The sequence below is a fragment of the Superficieibacter electus genome, from assembly GCF_002915575.1.
GTDB classification, from domain to species: domain Bacteria; phylum Pseudomonadota; class Gammaproteobacteria; order Enterobacterales; family Enterobacteriaceae; genus Superficieibacter; species Superficieibacter electus.
Genome location: NZ_PQGD01000018.1, coordinates 102,216 through 117,988 on the forward strand (window position 1 = coordinate 102,216; position 15,773 = coordinate 117,988).

Here is a 15,773-nt window from a genome sequence, read left to right on the forward strand (position 1 = left end):
GGAAAGGCTGTGTGCGTAGTAATCGGCTTACCGCGAGCGCGTTTTCCTGACTGGCGTAATGGCTTTCACTTCGCTCTCAATCCACCCGTCGTTCAGGCGGGTGGTAAGGGTCTCGCCGGTTTTAACCTGCTTCACCTTCTTCAGCACTTTGCCGTCCGGCGCGCTGGTGACGCTATATCCTCGCGCCAGCGTGGCGAGCGGGCTGACCGCGTCCAGATGCGTGGCGGCGTTGCCAAAACGTTCGCGTGTGGCGCTCAGGCGCGCGCGCATCAGCCCGGCTAAGCGATATTCCAGTTGCTGAAGGTGGGTTTGCGCCCGGTGGATGCGTGGCTGCGGATTTTGCTGGTTCAGACGCTGTAGCATGCGCTGCTGGCGGTGATTAGCTTGTTTCATCTGGTTTTCCAGCGCAAAACTCATGCGCTGGCGCAGTCGCTCCAGCACGGTCTGCTGACGGGCCAGACGCAGCTGCGGATGCTGCTGTTGCAGGCGATGATGAAGCTGGGTAAACCGACGAGTACGGTTGGCGAGATAGTAGTCCATCGCCATCTCCAGACGCTGCTGACCATGCTGAATTTGACGCAGCAGTTCAAGCTGATTGCGGCTGACAATTTCTGCCGCCGCCGACGGCGTAGGTGCCCGCAGGTCGCCGACAAAATCAGCAATAGTGACGTCGGTTTCATGGCCGACGGCGCTAACCACCGGGATCGTGCTGGCAAAAATCGCCCGCGCGACGCGTTCATCATTAAAACTCCACAAATCTTCCAGCGAGCCGCCGCCGCGCCCGACGATTAATACGTCGCACTCCTTACGCGCATTCGCCAGTTCAATGGCGCGCACAATCTGCCCCGGCGCATCGTCGCCCTGTACCGCCGTCGGGTAGATAACCACCGGCAGCGACGGGTCACGGCGCTTCAGTACGTGGAGAATATCGTGCAGCGCCGCCCCGGTTTTCGAGGTAATGACCCCAACGCAGTGGGCCGGTGAGGGGAGCGGCTGTTTAAATTGCTGATCGAACAGTCCTTCTGCCTGAAGCTTTGCTTTTAGCTGTTCATACTTCTGCTGTAACAGCCCTTCACCCGCAGGCTGCATACTCTCAACAATTATCTGGTAATCACCGCGCGGTTCGTACAGCGTAATGTTGGCGCGTACCAGTACCTGCTGCCCGTGTTGTGGGCGGAACGTCACCCGGCGGTTGCTGTTGCGAAACATTGCGCAGCGTACCTGGGCGGTGTCATCTTTGAGCGTAAAATACCAGTGACCCGAGGACGGCTGAGTGAAATTCGAGATTTCACCGCTGATCCATACTTGCCCCATTTCCTGCTCAAGCAGCAAACGAACCGTCTGATTCAGGCGGCTTACGGTAAAAATTGAGGTGGTCTGAGAGGATAACATGTGAGCGAGATCAAATTTTAAATCAGCAGGTTATTCAATCGATAGTAACCCGCCTGCCCGGGATCGCAAGCATTTTTCGCAAAAAAATGTAGAAGCAATCGGTTACGCTCTGTATAATGCCACGGCAATATTTAACCACCCAGGTCAGAGATATTGCCCATGCTACGTATCGCTAAAGAAGCCCTGACGTTTGACGACGTCCTCCTCGTTCCCGCTCACTCTACTGTCTTACCGAATACTGCCGATCTCAGCACCCAGTTGACGAAAACCATTCGCCTGAACATTCCTATGCTGTCTGCGGCGATGGACACTGTTACCGAAGCACGGCTGGCAATTGCGCTGGCGCAGGAAGGTGGCATTGGCTTTATCCATAAAAATATGTCCATCGAGCGTCAGGCGGAAGAAGTGCGTCGCGTGAAGAAACACGAATCCGGCGTTGTTACCGACCCGCAAACTGTCCTGCCAACCACCACGCTGCGTGAAGTGAAAGAACTGACCGAGCTTAACGGTTTTGCAGGCTATCCGGTGGTCACCGAAGACAATGAACTGGTGGGTATTATTACCGGTCGCGACGTGCGTTTTGTCACCGATTTAAGCCAGCCGGTCAGTGTCTATATGACGCCGAAAGAACGTCTGGTAACGGTACGTGAAGGCGAGGCGCGTGAAGTGGTTTTCGCTAAAATGCATGAAAAACGCGTCGAAAAAGCATTGGTGGTTGACGAGAGCTTTCATCTGCTCGGCATGATCACGGTTAAAGATTTCCAGAAAGCAGAACGTAAACCGAATGCCTGTAAAGATGAGCAAGGCCGTCTGCGCGTAGGCGCTGCGGTTGGCGCGGGTGCGGGCAATGAAGAGCGCGTTGATGCACTGGTTGCCGCTGGCGTTGACGTACTGCTGATTGACTCCTCTCACGGTCACTCTGAGGGGGTGCTGCAGCGTATTCGTGAAACCCGCGCTAAATACCCGGACCTGCAGATCATCGGCGGTAACGTGGCGACCGGCGCAGGCGCTCGTGCACTGGCGCAAGCCGGTTGCAGCGCGGTTAAAGTCGGTATTGGTCCTGGCTCCATTTGTACTACGCGCATTGTGACGGGTGTGGGCGTGCCGCAAATCACCGCCGTCTCTGACGCGGTTGAAGCGCTGGAAGGTCTGGGCATTCCGGTGATCGCCGATGGTGGTATCCGTTTCTCGGGCGATATTGCCAAAGCCATTGCGGCAGGTGCAAGCGCGGTTATGGTGGGGTCAATGCTGGCAGGGACGGAAGAATCGCCGGGTGAGATCGAACTGTATCAGGGGCGCTCCTACAAATCCTATCGTGGCATGGGCTCGCTCGGTGCAATGTCAAAAGGCTCTTCCGACCGCTATTTCCAGACTGACAACGCCGCTGACAAACTCGTGCCGGAAGGTATTGAGGGCCGCGTTGCCTATAAAGGCCGCCTGAAAGAGATCATTCATCAGCAGATGGGCGGCCTGCGTTCCTGTATGGGTCTGACTGGCTGTGGTACTATCGACCTGCTGCGTACTAAAGCAGAATTCGTACGTATCAGCGGTGCGGGCATTCAGGAAAGCCACGTGCATGACGTGACGATCACCAAGGAATCCCCGAACTATCGTATGGGCTCCTGATTTTCTTCGCCCGACTTGATGTCGGGCGATTTATTTATCCTGTTTCATTTGCCTCGGAATTAGCGTCAATGACGGAAAACATTCATAAACATCGCATTCTCATTCTGGATTTTGGTTCGCAGTACACTCAACTGGTCGCACGTCGCGTGCGTGAACTGGGCGTTTATTGTGAGCTGTGGGCGTGGGATGTCACAGAAGCACAAATCCGCGACTTCAATCCCAGCGGAATTATTCTCTCCGGCGGCCCGGAAAGCACCACTGAAGACAACAGCCCGCGCGCGCCGCAGTACGTGTTCGACGCGGGTGTGCCGGTATTTGGCGTTTGCTACGGAATGCAGACCATGGCGATGCAACTCGGTGGTCACGTTGAAGGCTCAAGTGAACGCGAGTTTGGCTATGCGCAGGTAGAAGTGCTGACTGACAGCGCGCTGGTTCGCGGTATCGAAGATTCCCTGACCGCAGATGGCAAACCGCTGCTGGACGTGTGGATGAGCCACGGCGACAAAGTGACTGCGATCCCGTCTGATTTTGTGACCGTCGCCAGCACCGAAACCTGTCCGTTTGCCATTATGGCTAACGAAGAAAAACGCTTCTACGGCGTGCAGTTTCACCCGGAAGTGACCCACACCCGCCAGGGTATGCGCATGCTGGAGCGTTTTGTCATCGACATCTGCCAGTGTGAAGCGCTGTGGACGCCGGCTAAAATCATTGATGATGCGGTAGAGCGTATTCGTCAGCAAGTTGGCGACGATAACGTCATCCTCGGCCTGTCCGGCGGCGTAGACTCCTCCGTTACTGCGATGCTGTTGCACCGCGCGATTGGCAAAAACCTGACCTGTGTGTTCGTCGACAACGGTTTGCTGCGTCTGAATGAAGCGCAGCAGGTGATGGACATGTTCGGTGACCATTTCGGCCTGAACATCGTTCACGTTGAAGGTGAGAAGCGTTTCCTCGACGCGCTGGCGGGCGAGAACGATCCGGAAGCCAAACGCAAAATCATCGGCCGCGTCTTCGTGGAAGTGTTCGACGAAGAAGCGCTGAAGCTGGAAGACGTGAAGTGGCTGGCGCAGGGAACTATCTACCCTGACGTTATCGAGTCTGCGGCTTCCGCCACCGGTAAAGCACACGTCATCAAATCTCACCACAACGTGGGCGGCCTGCCGAAAGAGATGAAAATGGGGCTGGTGGAACCGCTGCGTGAACTGTTCAAAGATGAAGTGCGCAAAATTGGCCTGGAGCTGGGTCTGCCGTATGACATGCTGTACCGTCATCCGTTCCCGGGGCCGGGCCTCGGCGTTCGCGTGCTGGGCGAAGTGAAGAAAGAGTACTGCGACCTGCTGCGTCGGGCAGATGCTATCTTCATCGAAGAACTGCACAAAGCGGATCTGTATAACAAAGTCAGCCAGGCGTTTACCGTATTCCTGCCGGTGCGCTCTGTTGGTGTGATGGGCGATGGCCGTAAGTACGACTGGGTTGTCTCACTGCGTGCGGTCGAAACCATCGACTTCATGACCGCGCACTGGGCACATCTGCCGTATGATTTTCTGGGCCGCGTTTCCAACCGGATTATCAATGAAGTGAACGGCATCTCGCGCGTGGTCTATGACATCAGCGGTAAACCGCCTGCAACCATTGAGTGGGAATGATTTACGGCTAGATTATAGCAAATCATAACTATTCAAAATCAACATTAACCCTCTGTTTTTACGGAGGGTTTTTGTTTATACCTACTCACATCTATTCACCTTACACCATATTTTCTGTCGGTATGCGTGACGGTATTACCTTAAAGGTATATTGTCGTACCGTGAAAATTACCGATGTTCCACGGGTGTAATGTGCTTACCGATACGAAACTAAAAAATATCAAACCTCAGGGCAAACTATACAAAGTAACTGATCGAGACGGGCTGTATGTTGCCGTGCTCACCTCAGGCAGTGTCTCGTTCCGCTACGACTACCGCATAAATGGACGCCGGGAAACGCTGGTGATTGGTCAGTACGGGCGTGACGGTATCAGCCTGGCGGAAGCGCGAGAAGAACTTATTGCCGCTAAAAAGCTGCTGAAGTCAGGCCAGTCGCCAGCTGCGGCGAAGCGTGACGGTATAAAACAGCTCGCCGGCGCAGAAACATTTGCGGTATATACCGACGCATACATGAAACGAGTTACGCTGGCAGAAAGTACCCGCGCCATGAAGCAGGCGGTTATAGACCGGGACATTCTGCCTGCACTTGGCAACAAAATGATGACTGAGATAACCACCAGAGTGGTGCGCGACCTTTGTGATCGTATTGTTGAACGTGGCGGCAGGGCGACCGCAATTCAGGTCAGGGAGATAATCAGTAGCGTATACCGGCACGCCAATGACCGCGGGCATGGGCTGTTTAATCCGGCTGCCGACATCAAGCCTTCTTCCATTGCCATGTTCAAACCGCGAGAGCGAACGCTTTCTCCTGAGGAGATCGGCATATTCTTCCGCGCGCTGGAAGACGTCGGTGCGATGGGAGCTATGAAGATGGCTATTAAACTGGTGCTGCTGACGCTGGTGCGCAAAAACGAATTTATCTCAGCAACATGGGGAGAGATCGATTTCAAGAAGTGGACATGGACGATCCCCGCTGACCGGATGAAGGCTGGGCGCGCGCATGTGATATACCTGCCGAAGCAGGCGCAGGATCTGCTGGTGGGATTGCAGATGTGCGCTGGTGGCAGTGAATACCTGGTACCTGGTCGCTATAACTTCCGGAAGCCATTATCTAACGCCGCTCTTAACTCCCTGATAAACAGGACGGTGGAGGACATAAACAAAGATAGCGAGAAAATTCAGGGATTCACTGTGCACGATCTGCGGCGCACGGCAAGCACGCTGCTGCATGAGGCAGATTACCCCTCCGACTGGATAGAGAAAGCGCAGGCGCATGAGCAGAAGGGCGTCCGTGCCGTGTACAACAAAGCGGAGTATTCCAGACAGCGCGCCTATATGTTACAGCAGTGGGCCGATATGGTTGATGCCTGGATTACCGGGGAGCACAACGATCTTGTGCCGTTCTCTCCGTCGAGGTTTGAGAAGTGGATGGAGGGTAAATAGCCGCCGGGCGCGGCTATTTGTTTCTGACTTGTTCGCGCGTTCTGGCTGATGCATGATTACGTCTTCTGGCTATGCCATTAAGTATGCGCTGGACGACATCATGATCATTCTGGCTACGGTGATTGGCCAGCGCCCGTTGCACACTCTCCCGTTCGTAGCGTTCAATGTCCGCGCGGGTCATGCTGCTGCAACCTTTTCAACGGGAACAGCGCAGCCGGGAAGCAACTGCACCGCCGGTGATTCGCACTGATTCCCCCACACATCGAAACCGTGGGATGATTGCCTGGCGAATAACTCGATTCTCGGAACGTCGCCCAGCAACTGCACCAGTTTTTCTCGCACGATATTCGGCTTGCGTGAATGCTCCAGCCTCGGCGCGGTGAACGACTGAATGATCCCCGCGTCCATGCGCTCAGGTAACTTCCCGCGCACCGCAAAGAGGCAGTCTTCGCTATTGGCTCTGGTCATGTGACCCATACCCATAACCAGCTTATCGGCCTGACGGCTACCGCACTTATTCCAGGTGAAACCCTTCATAGTCATCAGGCGGAAGCCCCACGCCTCGACAACCTTCAGCGCCTCTAACGGCTGCGTCGGCACCCACCACATAGCCAGCAGGCAGTTTTCTGCGGCCAGATCCCACACCGGCAGGCGGCAGATATCCTGCACGCCCATCACCGGATATTTGAACCCGGCCCCGCGCTCGCCGTCGGCGGCTTTGTCGCGATAAGACCAGGGAGGGTCAGAATAGATAAGGGTGTATTTTCCGGTCATGCTTTACGCCCCTCCATGATTTCTTCCTTCTGCTCATCGTCCAGAATATCGTCAGATACAATCGCCACAAGGTTGCTCTGGCCCCACGATACGGGTTCGCTTTCTTTGATCGCCTTGTTAAGTGCGTCGGCAGCATCTAGCACCGCCTGGGAAAGAGAGTAGCAATCACCGCCATCAGGAATAATTTCTTCGCAATGCTGCTCCACGTCGAAATATGGAGGATAGTTAGGCTCGCAGATCATCAGCTTCAGTTCGCTTGGTAAGACTGAATTTTCCCAGCAATAATCAGCCAGTGAATCAATATCAAAAAAATATGTGTCGCCGTCGAAGATGACTAATGGCTCACCTGTCCAGACAGCGCGATCCATTTTTGAGAATTTAGCCTGACGGCTTTCACGGTGGCATTCTTCGCAGTAGCCATGAGTGCTATGAATGGGGTGCTCGTCTGGCTTGTTTTTGCATTTACGATGAGTAGCCCCACACCAACGCGCCATGCTCTCATCATCACCCCAAAAACGCCCGCCACGGTCAACCCAGCCAGTTATTGTTTGGATGCTGGCAGCTTCATCGCTATCCATCATCACGATTTTTTCTGCTTCATTTTTCATGACGCCACCTTCTTGCTGTTAAGCTCTTCAGCGACGCGCTGCGCCGTCAGAGGATTGCGGATAACCTTTCCGGATGGGGTGACCCATCCGCGCAAAGGGAATGAATAGTTAAGCGTCACGCTGCCGACGCGGATTTTGTCGTAGGGGCTATTCATAAACCACCCCACGGCATCCGATCCCGCTGTATTCTCCGCGACGCAGGTGATTACTTCTGCCGATGCACTGATCCCGGCGCACCGCGATTCGGGCGCGCTCAACTTCACCGGCGGCAACATCCATGCATTTAAGCCACAGCGCGGCCGCAATACGGAAATGGCCTATCTGTTCCCGTGCAATGGCTCGCTTTTCGATCTCTACCGCCGCCGGTGTAACGGCAACATGCTTTGATACCTGCCGCTGCGAAACATAGTCGAGGTGATACTTCTGGAGTTTCGTAAGGCGCTTCATCCTATCCAGCCCTCAATTAAAATTACCGCCAGCAACCACAGCCAGGCGGCGACTGCGGTCAGGAACCAGTACCATCCTGACCATTTCACCCAGTGCCTGATCAGCGCCGTCATGCTGCATTACTGACCGGGCGGTAAACACGCTGATCAACTGGCGGCTTTTTTCCGGCGTACTCCACCGGGCTGCGGGCCTGGCGTTCATCGAGCCAGCGCTCGACCTCTTCGGAGTTCCACGCGCAGCGGCGGTCGGTGATCCAGAAGCGCTGCGGGAATTCACCGTTACGCTCCATGCGATCGATAGTGCTCCACGACAGAGGCACCACCGCCAGCAGTTCTTTTTTGCCAAATGCACCTTTCATAAATCCTCTCTTGTTCAGGTGTGGCGCGTACTGCGCCACGGTGGTGTTTACATCGGGACGTCTTCGAGTTCCTGACGGCGGATGTTGTAAACTTCGGTTGCGGCTTCCAGCATTTCCGGTTCATTCGCCAGTTTTTTTCCGGTGTATTTGTACGCCTTGTCCAGCTCCTCAACTGACGCAGCGCCCATTGCAGCTTCGGAAAACGCCGACAGGATTTCAGCCGGGCCGCGTTCATCTTTCGGCTGCTGGCGTTCTGTTTTTTGCGGTTCTGATTTGGCGTTGATCAGGCTATTCATACCTGATGCGCTGTGAGTTTCCGGGGTGATGTCACGCTCAACGCGTGGGCGCGTTTCTTCCAGTTCGTCGGGTGTATAGACACCGAGAAGAACATCAGGGGCGTGAAGTCGTGCCCAGCGTTTAACGCACAGGTAGGCCAGTTGTTGCTTCGGATCCTGCCCCCAAAGCGGTGAGTTGCGCACACCTGCCTGCGCCATGCTGATGGTTAATGATCTTGGTTGGCTTTCACCTTTAAGCGTTGCCCACACGGTGACGGTAAGTGACGATGATTTATCGTCTTTGCCGCTGACTTTCGACCAGTCGCCGTCCCACTGATAATTAAGACGTGTCTCAAGCAGGTTTGACGACGACACAACTGCATTGACCAGTTGAGCCTCGTAGCCCAGTGCGCCGTTAACCACATGCGTCTTCTGAGCCACTGCAAAAGGATTCATGCCCCACTGCGCCGCCTGCATCGTTACAGCCAGACAGTCTGATGGTTTGCCTGCAAGGTGAGCCGGGACGGTCGCTTTGCTTTGTGACATCAGGTCGGCAAAACGCACAAGTTGATTGAGACCTTCAGGGCTGAATATTGCCGCCGCAGTACCAACGGTTACGCCGGGCTGTGCATTAATGGTGATATCGTTGCTCATAAGTACATATCCTGTTTGCGTGCCCATTCAGGGCGTTTGATGATCTCTACTCCGCCCCAGTCGTCCTGGACGCGGCAGTTATGGAATGTGTTAAGGTCGCGACGAAACAGCGCGTGACCGGTGTCGATGTCCTGAGCATCCAGCTCAAACACGCGGACCGGGTAGCGGCCACAATCAATCGACTCGCTGACAGCCAGGAAGAAAAATCCGTGCGGCTCTCCTGTCGTCTGCTGGGCACCTTCGCGGTACATCGCGTCCTGAACGTGGTAACGAAATTCTTCGATGTGGCGCGAGAATCGTTCCATGTCGGACACCTTCTTCACGTCGACGATCACCGGATGCTGCTTCAGGCGTTTGTCAGGTCGGATTCGGCACAACTCTCCTGTTTCCGGATCAATCCAGTAGTGCGATGCTTCGCAATAGCCTTCCTGCTCCAGCATCCAGCGCGCCGCAGGGTGCGCCATGGCACTGGATCTCATCAGCTGAAGATTTCGGCCTTCTTCAGATGACATAACAGTCATACCCATGCCAGTTACATCTTTCAGGAAAGCGGCTTCATCCTGCTTTCCCGCGGTAGTGCGTCGGTTAAACTCGGGTGCGACGATAAAACGCTTGTCGAACTCTTCAGGCTCAAGAAGAAGGCAGTGAAGCGCCGATCCCATATTCAGCGCAGACTTTTTGTCTTCGTCTTCCGGAGCGTCTTTCACCCACTTCAGGAGTGCTGGCGTTTTCGCCAGCATATCCAGCTGCGACTTACTCACGCCGTCACCGGCGTGGTAGTCAGCGTTGCTGATGTCGAAATAAATTCCTGGTTTCATGCTGCATTCCTTTCGCTGTCCAGCCTGTCGGCCATATCCCAGCGCCCGATGATGCCGGTAAGAGCGCTGACCATGGCGGTCATCGTTTCTTCAAACTCAGCGCTTTCCATGGCTGTAGCCAGAATTTCAGGGCGAACACCGGCGCTCAGTAATGAACGTTCAAAGGACGATTCCATGCCGGACTTGCCGGCGGCGTCGATCAGCTCAACGTGCCGCGTGTAAAGTTGCTCAGACAACTGGTAATCACGCTCAAAACAGCCCATCAGTTTCTTCAGTTTCATCTGCTGCTGGATTTTCATGATCACCTCAGTACTTGATTTCTGTGGCCGGAACTTTGCCGCGAGCGATAGCGATGACGCATGCTTTCGCCCAGTCGGTAGGTATGCCCTGATCGATAAGTGCAGATACCGCTGACGCGTTAATGGCCCGACGGTGCTCGATATCGGCGGCCCGGAGAGCATCTTCATCAGCCACGCGTTTTGCTTCCTGCTGGCGGGCTGCTTCTGCTTCTTCATTGCGGCGACGCTCGGCTTCAATTGCCTCCTGCTTTTCATGTTCTGCCTTTTCTGCCGCTTCTTTTTTTTCACGCGCTGAGCGTTCTTCCGCTTCAATACGGTCACGCTCAGCTTGCTCTGCCTGGGCCTTTAAAACTGACTCACGGTGCGCGGCCTCTTCGCGCTCACGTCGTGCCCGCTCTTCGGCATCTCTTAAAGCGGCTGCCGCTGGAAGACGCTTGAGTTCTTCCTCATACTCAATTTTCTTTCTTTCGGCTTCCGCCTTTGCCTCTGCGGCGTCACGGTCAAAATCCTTGTTCATTAGCAGGGCCAATTCGTGATCAGCTTCGAACTTAGCTGCACACTCCTGATCGAACTTTTCGTTCATTTCCACGGCTTCGGTGTGCATAGCGTTCATCGCTTCTTCAGCCTTAAGGCGCTCCTGTTCGGCTTCCCATTCAGTGAGCGGACGGCGAACTTCATCACGCAAAGCGTCACAGGCATCAACGAAACGTTTAATTTCAGCTTCCGCAGGTTTTACGGATTCTTTGAGGCGGCGAAGGTAATCGCGGCCCGGTTTCTCGATCGCAGTTTTGCTGCGTGAAACCTGTGCTGACAGAGAGGCAATACGTGCGCGTCCCTTTGCGGTGGTCAGATCCGGAACTTCATTCACCTGCTTGCGGATCTGCTCGAGAAAAGAATCCAGGCCGTTGGCGCGGTAAAGCGCTGGTGCCTGCTCTTCACTGATTTCGATAACTGATAATTCGCTCATACCTTCACCCTGATAATGTCCGCGAAACCTGCATTCACCATTTGCGAGTGATTCATGGTGAAACCGTCACGCTTGTTATTGACTGATACGAACCGCCATCCGTACCCGCTCGCCAGCTTGCTGACCGTGTAGTGCTTACCTCTGAACATCACATTCATTTCTGCGCCGCCCACGTTGCTTCAAAGTCACGGGCTTCTTTCATTACCAGCGCCCAGCGGATTCCCTCGCGGAGATCCCTGAACTTCCAGCTCATCAGCCCGCAGATGGTGACGCAGTACCACTCGTCGATTTTTTCCCACCGCATAATGTTTACCTCGGCTTGTTACCGTTGAGGTAATAATCATCCGTATGTGGTTTGATGTCAATAGATATGATTAAAGATAATTACCTGTGGGGTAACTATTAAGGCATAAAAAAAGCCGCTCAATGGCGGCTTTGTTATTGTTTATATGGGGTTTATTGCTGATTCTTTCCGTTCTGCGAGATGACAAAATTTATATAGCTTTCGATCTTATCTTTTTCGCTGGCAGGTAACGATGCATAGCGGGAACGGTCGTAATTTATGGTGGCCGGGTCGTGAGGATGGATAAGCAACTCATAGCCCCGGCGCCCGAACGCAGCGGCGATTGTCTCCAGGGTGGAGATGGACACACTGACTTCGTTTTTCAGCATCCGGTTTATGGTGGCCTGGGATATCCCGGAGACATTATGCAGTTTTCCCTGCGATGAAAGGTGTCGGCTATCTTTCATCCAGCTTTCGAGATTTGCAGCTGCAAGTTTTCCGATGTCGCTGGGGACATCCGGATCGAAATCAACGTGATGCAGAGTATGGTCGATGTCCAGCCAGTTGCGTGGCTTGTTTGAGGCGACTTCTATTTTTCGGGACACCTGGTCACCGATTATTTTTTTTCCGAGAGCCCAGCGGTTAACCAGGTTGGCCTGTGTATCCATTCTTTCCGCAAGGCGAGTCTGCACACCGTCGAAATCACGATCGATGAGGTCGTTTAAATTTTGCCGCCGGATTTCGTGGATACTCTTCATTGTCTGTAAAAATTTCTCATATATGAATCATTTGTGTTCTCAATTAGAACCGATGTTACCTCTCGGGTAAATGCACCTCTCAGGTAACAATCCTTGATTTTTGTTACCTTATCGGTGAATATTTGTTATCTGAAATAAATATCAGGCAATAGTTATGACCGATATCGTACCTTTTGATTTCAAAAAGCACTGGCTTGACCTTCCACCGGCGGAGCGGGAATCCTTCGCTGAAGACGCAGGAACGACAAGCCATTATATCCGAACTCACCTGATTGGACGGCGTAAAATCCCCGGCAAGCGCCTGATGGAAGGGCTTTTCAGAGCGTGCCGTATTCGTCAGTGGGTCAGAACAAAGTCAGAAATCGCCACCTTCTTTTACCGATAATCTCCCCATCTGACCGCCGCCTGGCGGTCTTTTCATATCTATTGCTACCTCTCAGGTAATTTTTATCCATATATGGTTGATCCTTTTTCTCTACTGGTTGAAAATAATCGTAACCTAAACCTGAATACGTAGGACTGATAATGGAAATCATCACACGCATAAGTGCAGCTAAAGCTGGCCTTAAGCGCTACTACACCGGAAAGCCATGTAAACGCGGACACGACAGCGAGCGCTGGGTTTATAACGGCCACTGCGTCGAATGTACTATGGAAACGAACCGTCGCATTAAGGCGGAGATTAAGCAGCTTATGGCCGAAGCCAGCCTGCAACAGTCCAGCTAACAGCAGGTATTAATCATGAGCAGACACGCGACAGAGTGGGCCTGGAAGACAAATCCGGGAAGCTCATCACTTAAACTCATCCTGCTCTCGATGGCTGATCGAGCCGACGAATACAATCTTTGCTATCCGAGTATTGAACGTCTCGTTATTGATACCAGCCTGAATAAAAAAACTGTTCAGGCCGGGCTCGTTTCGCTCATTGAATTAGGGATTATTTCTGATACAGGTGAGAGAAAAGGGGCAACCAGAAGGGTGAGGGTTTTCTCTTTAAACATACCCAAAAACGGGAATATACCCAAAAACGGGAAGTTGAATGATCCCAAAAACGGGAAGTTGAATGATCCCAAAAACGGGATGCAGAACCAGTCAGTTAACCAGTCATATAACCAAGAGAAGGAGAAGGGGGAAGAAACGGGGGATTTGTTGCCTCATGATCCATGCGCCAACAACGTCATTATGAATAATTTTGTCCCTCCTGGTGGAATAGGTCAGTTCGGAAAATTTGTCATGCACGAGCTATGGACTCCGTCAGATGATTTTATCCGCCTTTCATCATTGCAGGGTATTCATCTTGATCGTCAGCCGACACCGCAGGAGCTTGCAGAGTTCAGGGTTTACTGGATGGCCGAGGGTAAGGCATTCCATCATGCGCAATGGGAGCAAAAACTTGCCAGGCGTCTGCTGGTAAGCAGGCAGAACAAACTGACGTCACCAGATAACAATGTGCCGCACTGGAACAGTCCAGAGGCATGGGAGGATTTCCTGTGAATAAATTATTTAACGCAATCCAGAATCGAGATGGTGATGCACTATCACAAATGTCCGGAACAGACCGCCAGTATCACGGTAATGACAACGTGGTGAACATTACCGCTGAACGACTCGTTGATGCCCTCTTTAAACAGCTTAAGCAGTTGTTCCCTGCGGCTGAACAGACCAACCTGAAAACGGCAGAGCAGGAGGTATCCGCCAAGCAGCAGTGGATCGCCTCATTTGCTGAGGGGGGAATCCGTACCCGCGAACAGGTATCTGCTGGCATGCGCCATGCTCGCGCCAGCGAATCTCCGTTCTGGCCTTCACCCGGTCAATTCATCAAGTGGTGCAAGGACAGTAAAACCGTTCTCGGGATCGGCACTGAAGACGTGATGGCTGAGTTTCACCGCTATGCGAAGGAAAAAGGGCTGCATGCTGGTGGCCCTGAACGGTTCCCCTGGCGGCATCCTGTCCTGTACTGGATCGTATGTGATACCCGACGGGCGATGTACCAGCGGCAACTCAGCGAGGCTGAAGTCGAAAAGCTGGCCGCGAAGAAACTTGATGAGTGGGCGAAGAAGGTTTCAGCGGGAGAGAAGATACCGGACCCGATAGCCAGCCTGGAGGTCAGGCGGGAACCCATGCAGACCAGTCACAACCCAGGAGCCGGTGATCATGAATACCGGTATATGCCAAACGCGGCAGTCCTCGGCTCAATGACCCCGGCGCAGTGGCTTATGGAGGAATACCGAAGGCGAAAGGCAAACGGAATGATTTAGCAGTAAGCAGGGCGCGCAGGCGCATTTTTTTACGCCTGAATGATTACCTTTAAGGTAACAAAATAAGCGCATGGCTATTGATTTTGATCCGTATGTGGTTTTAAATTACCTGAGAGGTAAACATGACGATGTTTTTAGGGATTGACCCAGGATGCAGCGGCGCTCTGGTGCTGGTTGGCTCAATGGGCGGCTACATCGATCACCTGAACATGCCAACCATCAAGGTCGGTACAAAGTCCAGGGTGAACGGCGCAGCAGTGGCTGCATGGCTCAGGGATTACGACATCGGTCACGCATACCTTGAACAGGTGGGCGCTATGCCGGGGCAGGGAACGGCCAGCATGTTCACCTTCGGGCACGCCGCTGGTGTCGTCGAGGGGATATTACAGGGGCTTGGCATTCCCTACACACTGGTGACGCCGCAGGCCTGGAAGAAGTCGGCCGGGCTTATCGGCAGCGACAAGGACGCAGCGCGCAGCAGGGCGATTCAGCTTTACCCGGAACTGCGGGCACTCGACGCAAAAGCGAAAGGTCAGGCAATTGCCGACGCGCTTTTAATCGCAAGGCACGGGATCGGCTAAAACGACGATCCTTTTTGTAATCAATTAAATCAACAGCTTACGCAGGTAACACGGGGTAACATCATGAATATATTCAGTAAACGTGCGTTGTTATGCATTTTCGCAATCGATCTGGCTCTGCTCGCAGCAGTGGTTTACTTCATCGCGCAGGAGGGGATCTGATGAGCAGCAGAGAGCAGTTTGAGGCGATATCGCTTCAGCTTAAGGCCGCAGTCGCCGCTGAAATTGAGTGGGAAAAAGCGATGATGCAGGCCGTTGGCGCAGATGGAATAGCCGATGTTGTGAGCACGATTGAGAAGCTGAAGACTGGTGGTGCGGCCTTGGCGGCTGAGAACGCGGCGCTTAAATCTTTAATCGCAGAGAACTGGAACATGCGCGATGCGCTGCGTCAGTTAATCGCTGGGCGGCCCGGGGGCTGTTATTTCATCAAGTGGGAGCCTCTGATTCTAAAGGCCCTTAACGAAACGCCTGCCACCAACGCTTTCATCGCAGAGCAGCAAGCGATCGGCGTGGAGAAGTTGGCATCGTTGGCTGGGAATGAGTGCAAATGCTACAAATCTGCAAATGACCGCGTTGGTTTTAGAAA

20 protein-coding genes and 1 pseudogene are annotated in these 15,773 nt (G+C 53.5%); 9 read left to right on the forward strand and 12 right to left on the reverse strand.

Going from position 1 to position 15,773, the window contains the following annotated elements:
• Window positions 1–27: 27 nt before the first annotated feature.
• Complete coding sequence (gene xseA, locus CHU32_RS20465) at window positions 28–1,392, reverse strand: exodeoxyribonuclease VII large subunit (protein WP_103677714.1); 1,365 nt, start codon at window positions 1,390–1,392, stop codon at window positions 28–30.
• Between the two features lie 159 nt (window positions 1,393–1,551).
• Between xseA and guaB the strand changes: the two genes are divergently transcribed.
• The 3 genes from guaB (at window position 1,552) to CHU32_RS20480 (ending at window position 6,107) form a co-directional block, all read left to right on the forward strand.
• Window positions 1,552–3,018, forward strand: coding sequence for an IMP dehydrogenase (gene guaB / locus CHU32_RS20470; protein WP_103677715.1), 1,467 nt, complete (start codon window positions 1,552–1,554; stop codon window positions 3,016–3,018).
• 68 nt (window positions 3,019–3,086) lie between these two features.
• Complete coding sequence (gene guaA / locus CHU32_RS20475) at window positions 3,087–4,664, forward strand: glutamine-hydrolyzing GMP synthase (protein WP_103677716.1); 1,578 nt, start codon at window positions 3,087–3,089, stop codon at window positions 4,662–4,664.
• 192 nt (window positions 4,665–4,856) lie between these two features.
• Complete coding sequence (locus CHU32_RS20480; protein WP_103677736.1) at window positions 4,857–6,107, forward strand: tyrosine-type recombinase/integrase; 1,251 nt, start codon at window positions 4,857–4,859, stop codon at window positions 6,105–6,107.
• Window positions 6,108–6,284: 177 nt separating this feature from the next.
• Here the strand turns inward: CHU32_RS20480 and CHU32_RS20485 are convergent, their stop codons facing one another.
• The 11 genes from CHU32_RS20485 to CHU32_RS20530 all read right to left on the reverse strand — a co-directional run bounded on the left by CHU32_RS20485 (window position 6,285) and on the right by CHU32_RS20530 (window position 12,348).
• Window positions 6,285–6,881: an MT-A70 family methyltransferase gene (locus tag CHU32_RS20485; RefSeq protein WP_103677717.1), complete on the reverse strand. Its 597-nt coding sequence runs from the start codon at window positions 6,879–6,881 to the stop codon at window positions 6,285–6,287.
• Window positions 6,878–7,489, reverse strand: a complete 612-nt coding sequence (locus CHU32_RS20490; RefSeq protein WP_103677718.1) for a hypothetical protein — start codon at window positions 7,487–7,489, stop codon at window positions 6,878–6,880. Before CHU32_RS20490 ends, CHU32_RS20485 begins: the two co-directional genes overlap by 4 nt.
• Window positions 7,486–7,644 (reverse strand): DUF1317 family protein, encoded by a 159-nt coding sequence (locus CHU32_RS20495; RefSeq protein ID WP_103677719.1) that lies wholly within the window; start codon window positions 7,642–7,644, stop codon window positions 7,486–7,488. The genes CHU32_RS20490 and CHU32_RS20495 overlap by 4 nt, the downstream gene beginning before the upstream one ends.
• Window positions 7,637–7,936, reverse strand: a complete 300-nt coding sequence (locus tag CHU32_RS20500; protein ID WP_103677720.1) for a PerC family transcriptional regulator — start codon at window positions 7,934–7,936, stop codon at window positions 7,637–7,639. Before CHU32_RS20500 ends, CHU32_RS20495 begins: the two co-directional genes overlap by 8 nt.
• Before the next feature lie 109 nt (window positions 7,937–8,045).
• Complete coding sequence (locus CHU32_RS20505; RefSeq protein WP_103677721.1) at window positions 8,046–8,294, reverse strand: helix-turn-helix transcriptional regulator; 249 nt, start codon at window positions 8,292–8,294, stop codon at window positions 8,046–8,048.
• Window positions 8,295–8,341: 47 nt separating this feature from the next.
• Window positions 8,342–9,223, reverse strand: coding sequence for a RecT family recombinase (locus CHU32_RS20510; protein ID WP_103677722.1), 882 nt, complete (start codon window positions 9,221–9,223; stop codon window positions 8,342–8,344).
• On the reverse strand, window positions 9,220–10,041 hold the full coding sequence (locus tag CHU32_RS20515; RefSeq protein ID WP_103677723.1) for a PD-(D/E)XK nuclease-like domain-containing protein: 822 nt from the start codon (window positions 10,039–10,041) through the stop codon (window positions 9,220–9,222). Before CHU32_RS20515 ends, CHU32_RS20510 begins: the two co-directional genes overlap by 4 nt.
• Window positions 10,038–10,340 (reverse strand): hypothetical protein, encoded by a 303-nt coding sequence (locus CHU32_RS20520; protein WP_103677724.1) that lies wholly within the window; start codon window positions 10,338–10,340, stop codon window positions 10,038–10,040. Before CHU32_RS20520 ends, CHU32_RS20515 begins: the two co-directional genes overlap by 4 nt.
• Before the next feature lie 7 nt (window positions 10,341–10,347).
• Window positions 10,348–11,307, reverse strand: a complete 960-nt coding sequence (locus CHU32_RS20525; RefSeq protein ID WP_103677725.1) for a hypothetical protein — start codon at window positions 11,305–11,307, stop codon at window positions 10,348–10,350.
• 154 nt (window positions 11,308–11,461) lie between these two features.
• A complete protein-coding gene (locus tag CHU32_RS28300) occupies window positions 11,462–11,611 on the reverse strand; it encodes a hypothetical protein (RefSeq protein WP_176691692.1) in 150 nt (49 codons plus the stop codon).
• A gap of 152 nt (window positions 11,612–11,763) precedes the next feature.
• Window positions 11,764–12,348, reverse strand: a complete 585-nt coding sequence (locus CHU32_RS20530) for a helix-turn-helix domain-containing protein (protein WP_103677726.1) — start codon at window positions 12,346–12,348, stop codon at window positions 11,764–11,766.
• A gap of 154 nt (window positions 12,349–12,502) precedes the next feature.
• On the opposite strand from CHU32_RS20530, the gene CHU32_RS20535 reads away from it, so the two are divergent.
• The 6 genes and pseudogenes from CHU32_RS20535 to CHU32_RS20560 all read left to right on the forward strand — a co-directional run.
• Window positions 12,503–12,733: a hypothetical protein gene (locus CHU32_RS20535; protein ID WP_103677727.1), complete on the forward strand. Its 231-nt coding sequence runs from the start codon at window positions 12,503–12,505 to the stop codon at window positions 12,731–12,733.
• Between the two features lie 140 nt (window positions 12,734–12,873).
• Window positions 12,874–13,074, forward strand: a complete 201-nt coding sequence (locus CHU32_RS20540) for a hypothetical protein (RefSeq protein ID WP_103677728.1) — start codon at window positions 12,874–12,876, stop codon at window positions 13,072–13,074.
• A 15-nt stretch (window positions 13,075–13,089) separates the two neighbouring features.
• Complete coding sequence (locus tag CHU32_RS20545; protein WP_103677729.1) at window positions 13,090–13,842, forward strand: DnaT-like ssDNA-binding domain-containing protein; 753 nt, start codon at window positions 13,090–13,092, stop codon at window positions 13,840–13,842.
• Entirely contained in the window at window positions 13,824–14,606 is a 783-nt protein-coding gene (locus CHU32_RS20550; RefSeq protein WP_425444902.1) for a replication protein P, read from the forward strand. The genes CHU32_RS20545 and CHU32_RS20550 overlap by 19 nt, the downstream gene beginning before the upstream one ends.
• A gap of 122 nt (window positions 14,607–14,728) precedes the next feature.
• Window positions 14,729–15,187 (forward strand): RuvC family protein, encoded by a 459-nt coding sequence (locus CHU32_RS20555; protein ID WP_103677731.1) that lies wholly within the window; start codon window positions 14,729–14,731, stop codon window positions 15,185–15,187.
• Window positions 15,188–15,348: 161 nt separating this feature from the next.
• A pseudogene (locus CHU32_RS20560) lies at window positions 15,349–15,773 on the forward strand (hypothetical protein); the annotation flags it as partial.

What these genes read in the sequence shown, in the direction of transcription:
- CHU32_RS20500 (WP_103677720.1), bottom strand. Translation starts at nt 7,936, where the DNA reads ATGAAGCGCCTTACGAAACTCCAGAAGTATCACCTCGACTATGTTTCG.
- CHU32_RS20520 (WP_103677724.1), bottom strand. Translation starts at nt 10,340, where the DNA reads ATGAAAATCCAGCAGCAGATGAAACTGAAGAAACTGATGGGCTGTTTT.
- CHU32_RS20505 (WP_103677721.1), bottom strand. Translation starts at nt 8,294, where the DNA reads ATGAAAGGTGCATTTGGCAAAAAAGAACTGCTGGCGGTGGTGCCTCTG.
- CHU32_RS20510 (WP_103677722.1), bottom strand. Translation starts at nt 9,223, where the DNA reads ATGAGCAACGATATCACCATTAATGCACAGCCCGGCGTAACCGTTGGT.
- CHU32_RS20550 (WP_425444902.1), top strand. Translation starts at nt 13,824, where the DNA reads ATGGGAGGATTTCCTGTGAATAAATTATTTAACGCAATCCAGAATCGA.
- guaB (WP_103677715.1), top strand. Translation starts at nt 1,552, where the DNA reads ATGCTACGTATCGCTAAAGAAGCCCTGACGTTTGACGACGTCCTCCTC.
- CHU32_RS20555 (WP_103677731.1), top strand. Translation starts at nt 14,729, where the DNA reads ATGACGATGTTTTTAGGGATTGACCCAGGATGCAGCGGCGCTCTGGTG.
- guaA (WP_103677716.1), top strand. Translation starts at nt 3,087, where the DNA reads ATGACGGAAAACATTCATAAACATCGCATTCTCATTCTGGATTTTGGT.
- CHU32_RS20535 (WP_103677727.1), top strand. Translation starts at nt 12,503, where the DNA reads ATGACCGATATCGTACCTTTTGATTTCAAAAAGCACTGGCTTGACCTT.
- CHU32_RS20495 (WP_103677719.1), bottom strand. Translation starts at nt 7,644, where the DNA reads ATGAATAGCCCCTACGACAAAATCCGCGTCGGCAGCGTGACGCTTAAC.
- CHU32_RS20515 (WP_103677723.1), bottom strand. Translation starts at nt 10,041, where the DNA reads ATGAAACCAGGAATTTATTTCGACATCAGCAACGCTGACTACCACGCC.
- CHU32_RS28300 (WP_176691692.1), bottom strand. Translation starts at nt 11,611, where the DNA reads ATGCGGTGGGAAAAAATCGACGAGTGGTACTGCGTCACCATCTGCGGG.
- CHU32_RS20525 (WP_103677725.1), bottom strand. Translation starts at nt 11,307, where the DNA reads ATGAGCGAATTATCAGTTATCGAAATCAGTGAAGAGCAGGCACCAGCG.
- CHU32_RS20485 (WP_103677717.1), bottom strand. Translation starts at nt 6,881, where the DNA reads ATGACCGGAAAATACACCCTTATCTATTCTGACCCTCCCTGGTCTTAT.
- xseA (WP_103677714.1), bottom strand. Translation starts at nt 1,392, where the DNA reads ATGTTATCCTCTCAGACCACCTCAATTTTTACCGTAAGCCGCCTGAAT.
- CHU32_RS20530 (WP_103677726.1), bottom strand. Translation starts at nt 12,348, where the DNA reads ATGAAGAGTATCCACGAAATCCGGCGGCAAAATTTAAACGACCTCATC.
- CHU32_RS20545 (WP_103677729.1), top strand. Translation starts at nt 13,090, where the DNA reads ATGAGCAGACACGCGACAGAGTGGGCCTGGAAGACAAATCCGGGAAGC.
- CHU32_RS20540 (WP_103677728.1), top strand. Translation starts at nt 12,874, where the DNA reads ATGGAAATCATCACACGCATAAGTGCAGCTAAAGCTGGCCTTAAGCGC.
- CHU32_RS20490 (WP_103677718.1), bottom strand. Translation starts at nt 7,489, where the DNA reads ATGAAAAATGAAGCAGAAAAAATCGTGATGATGGATAGCGATGAAGCT.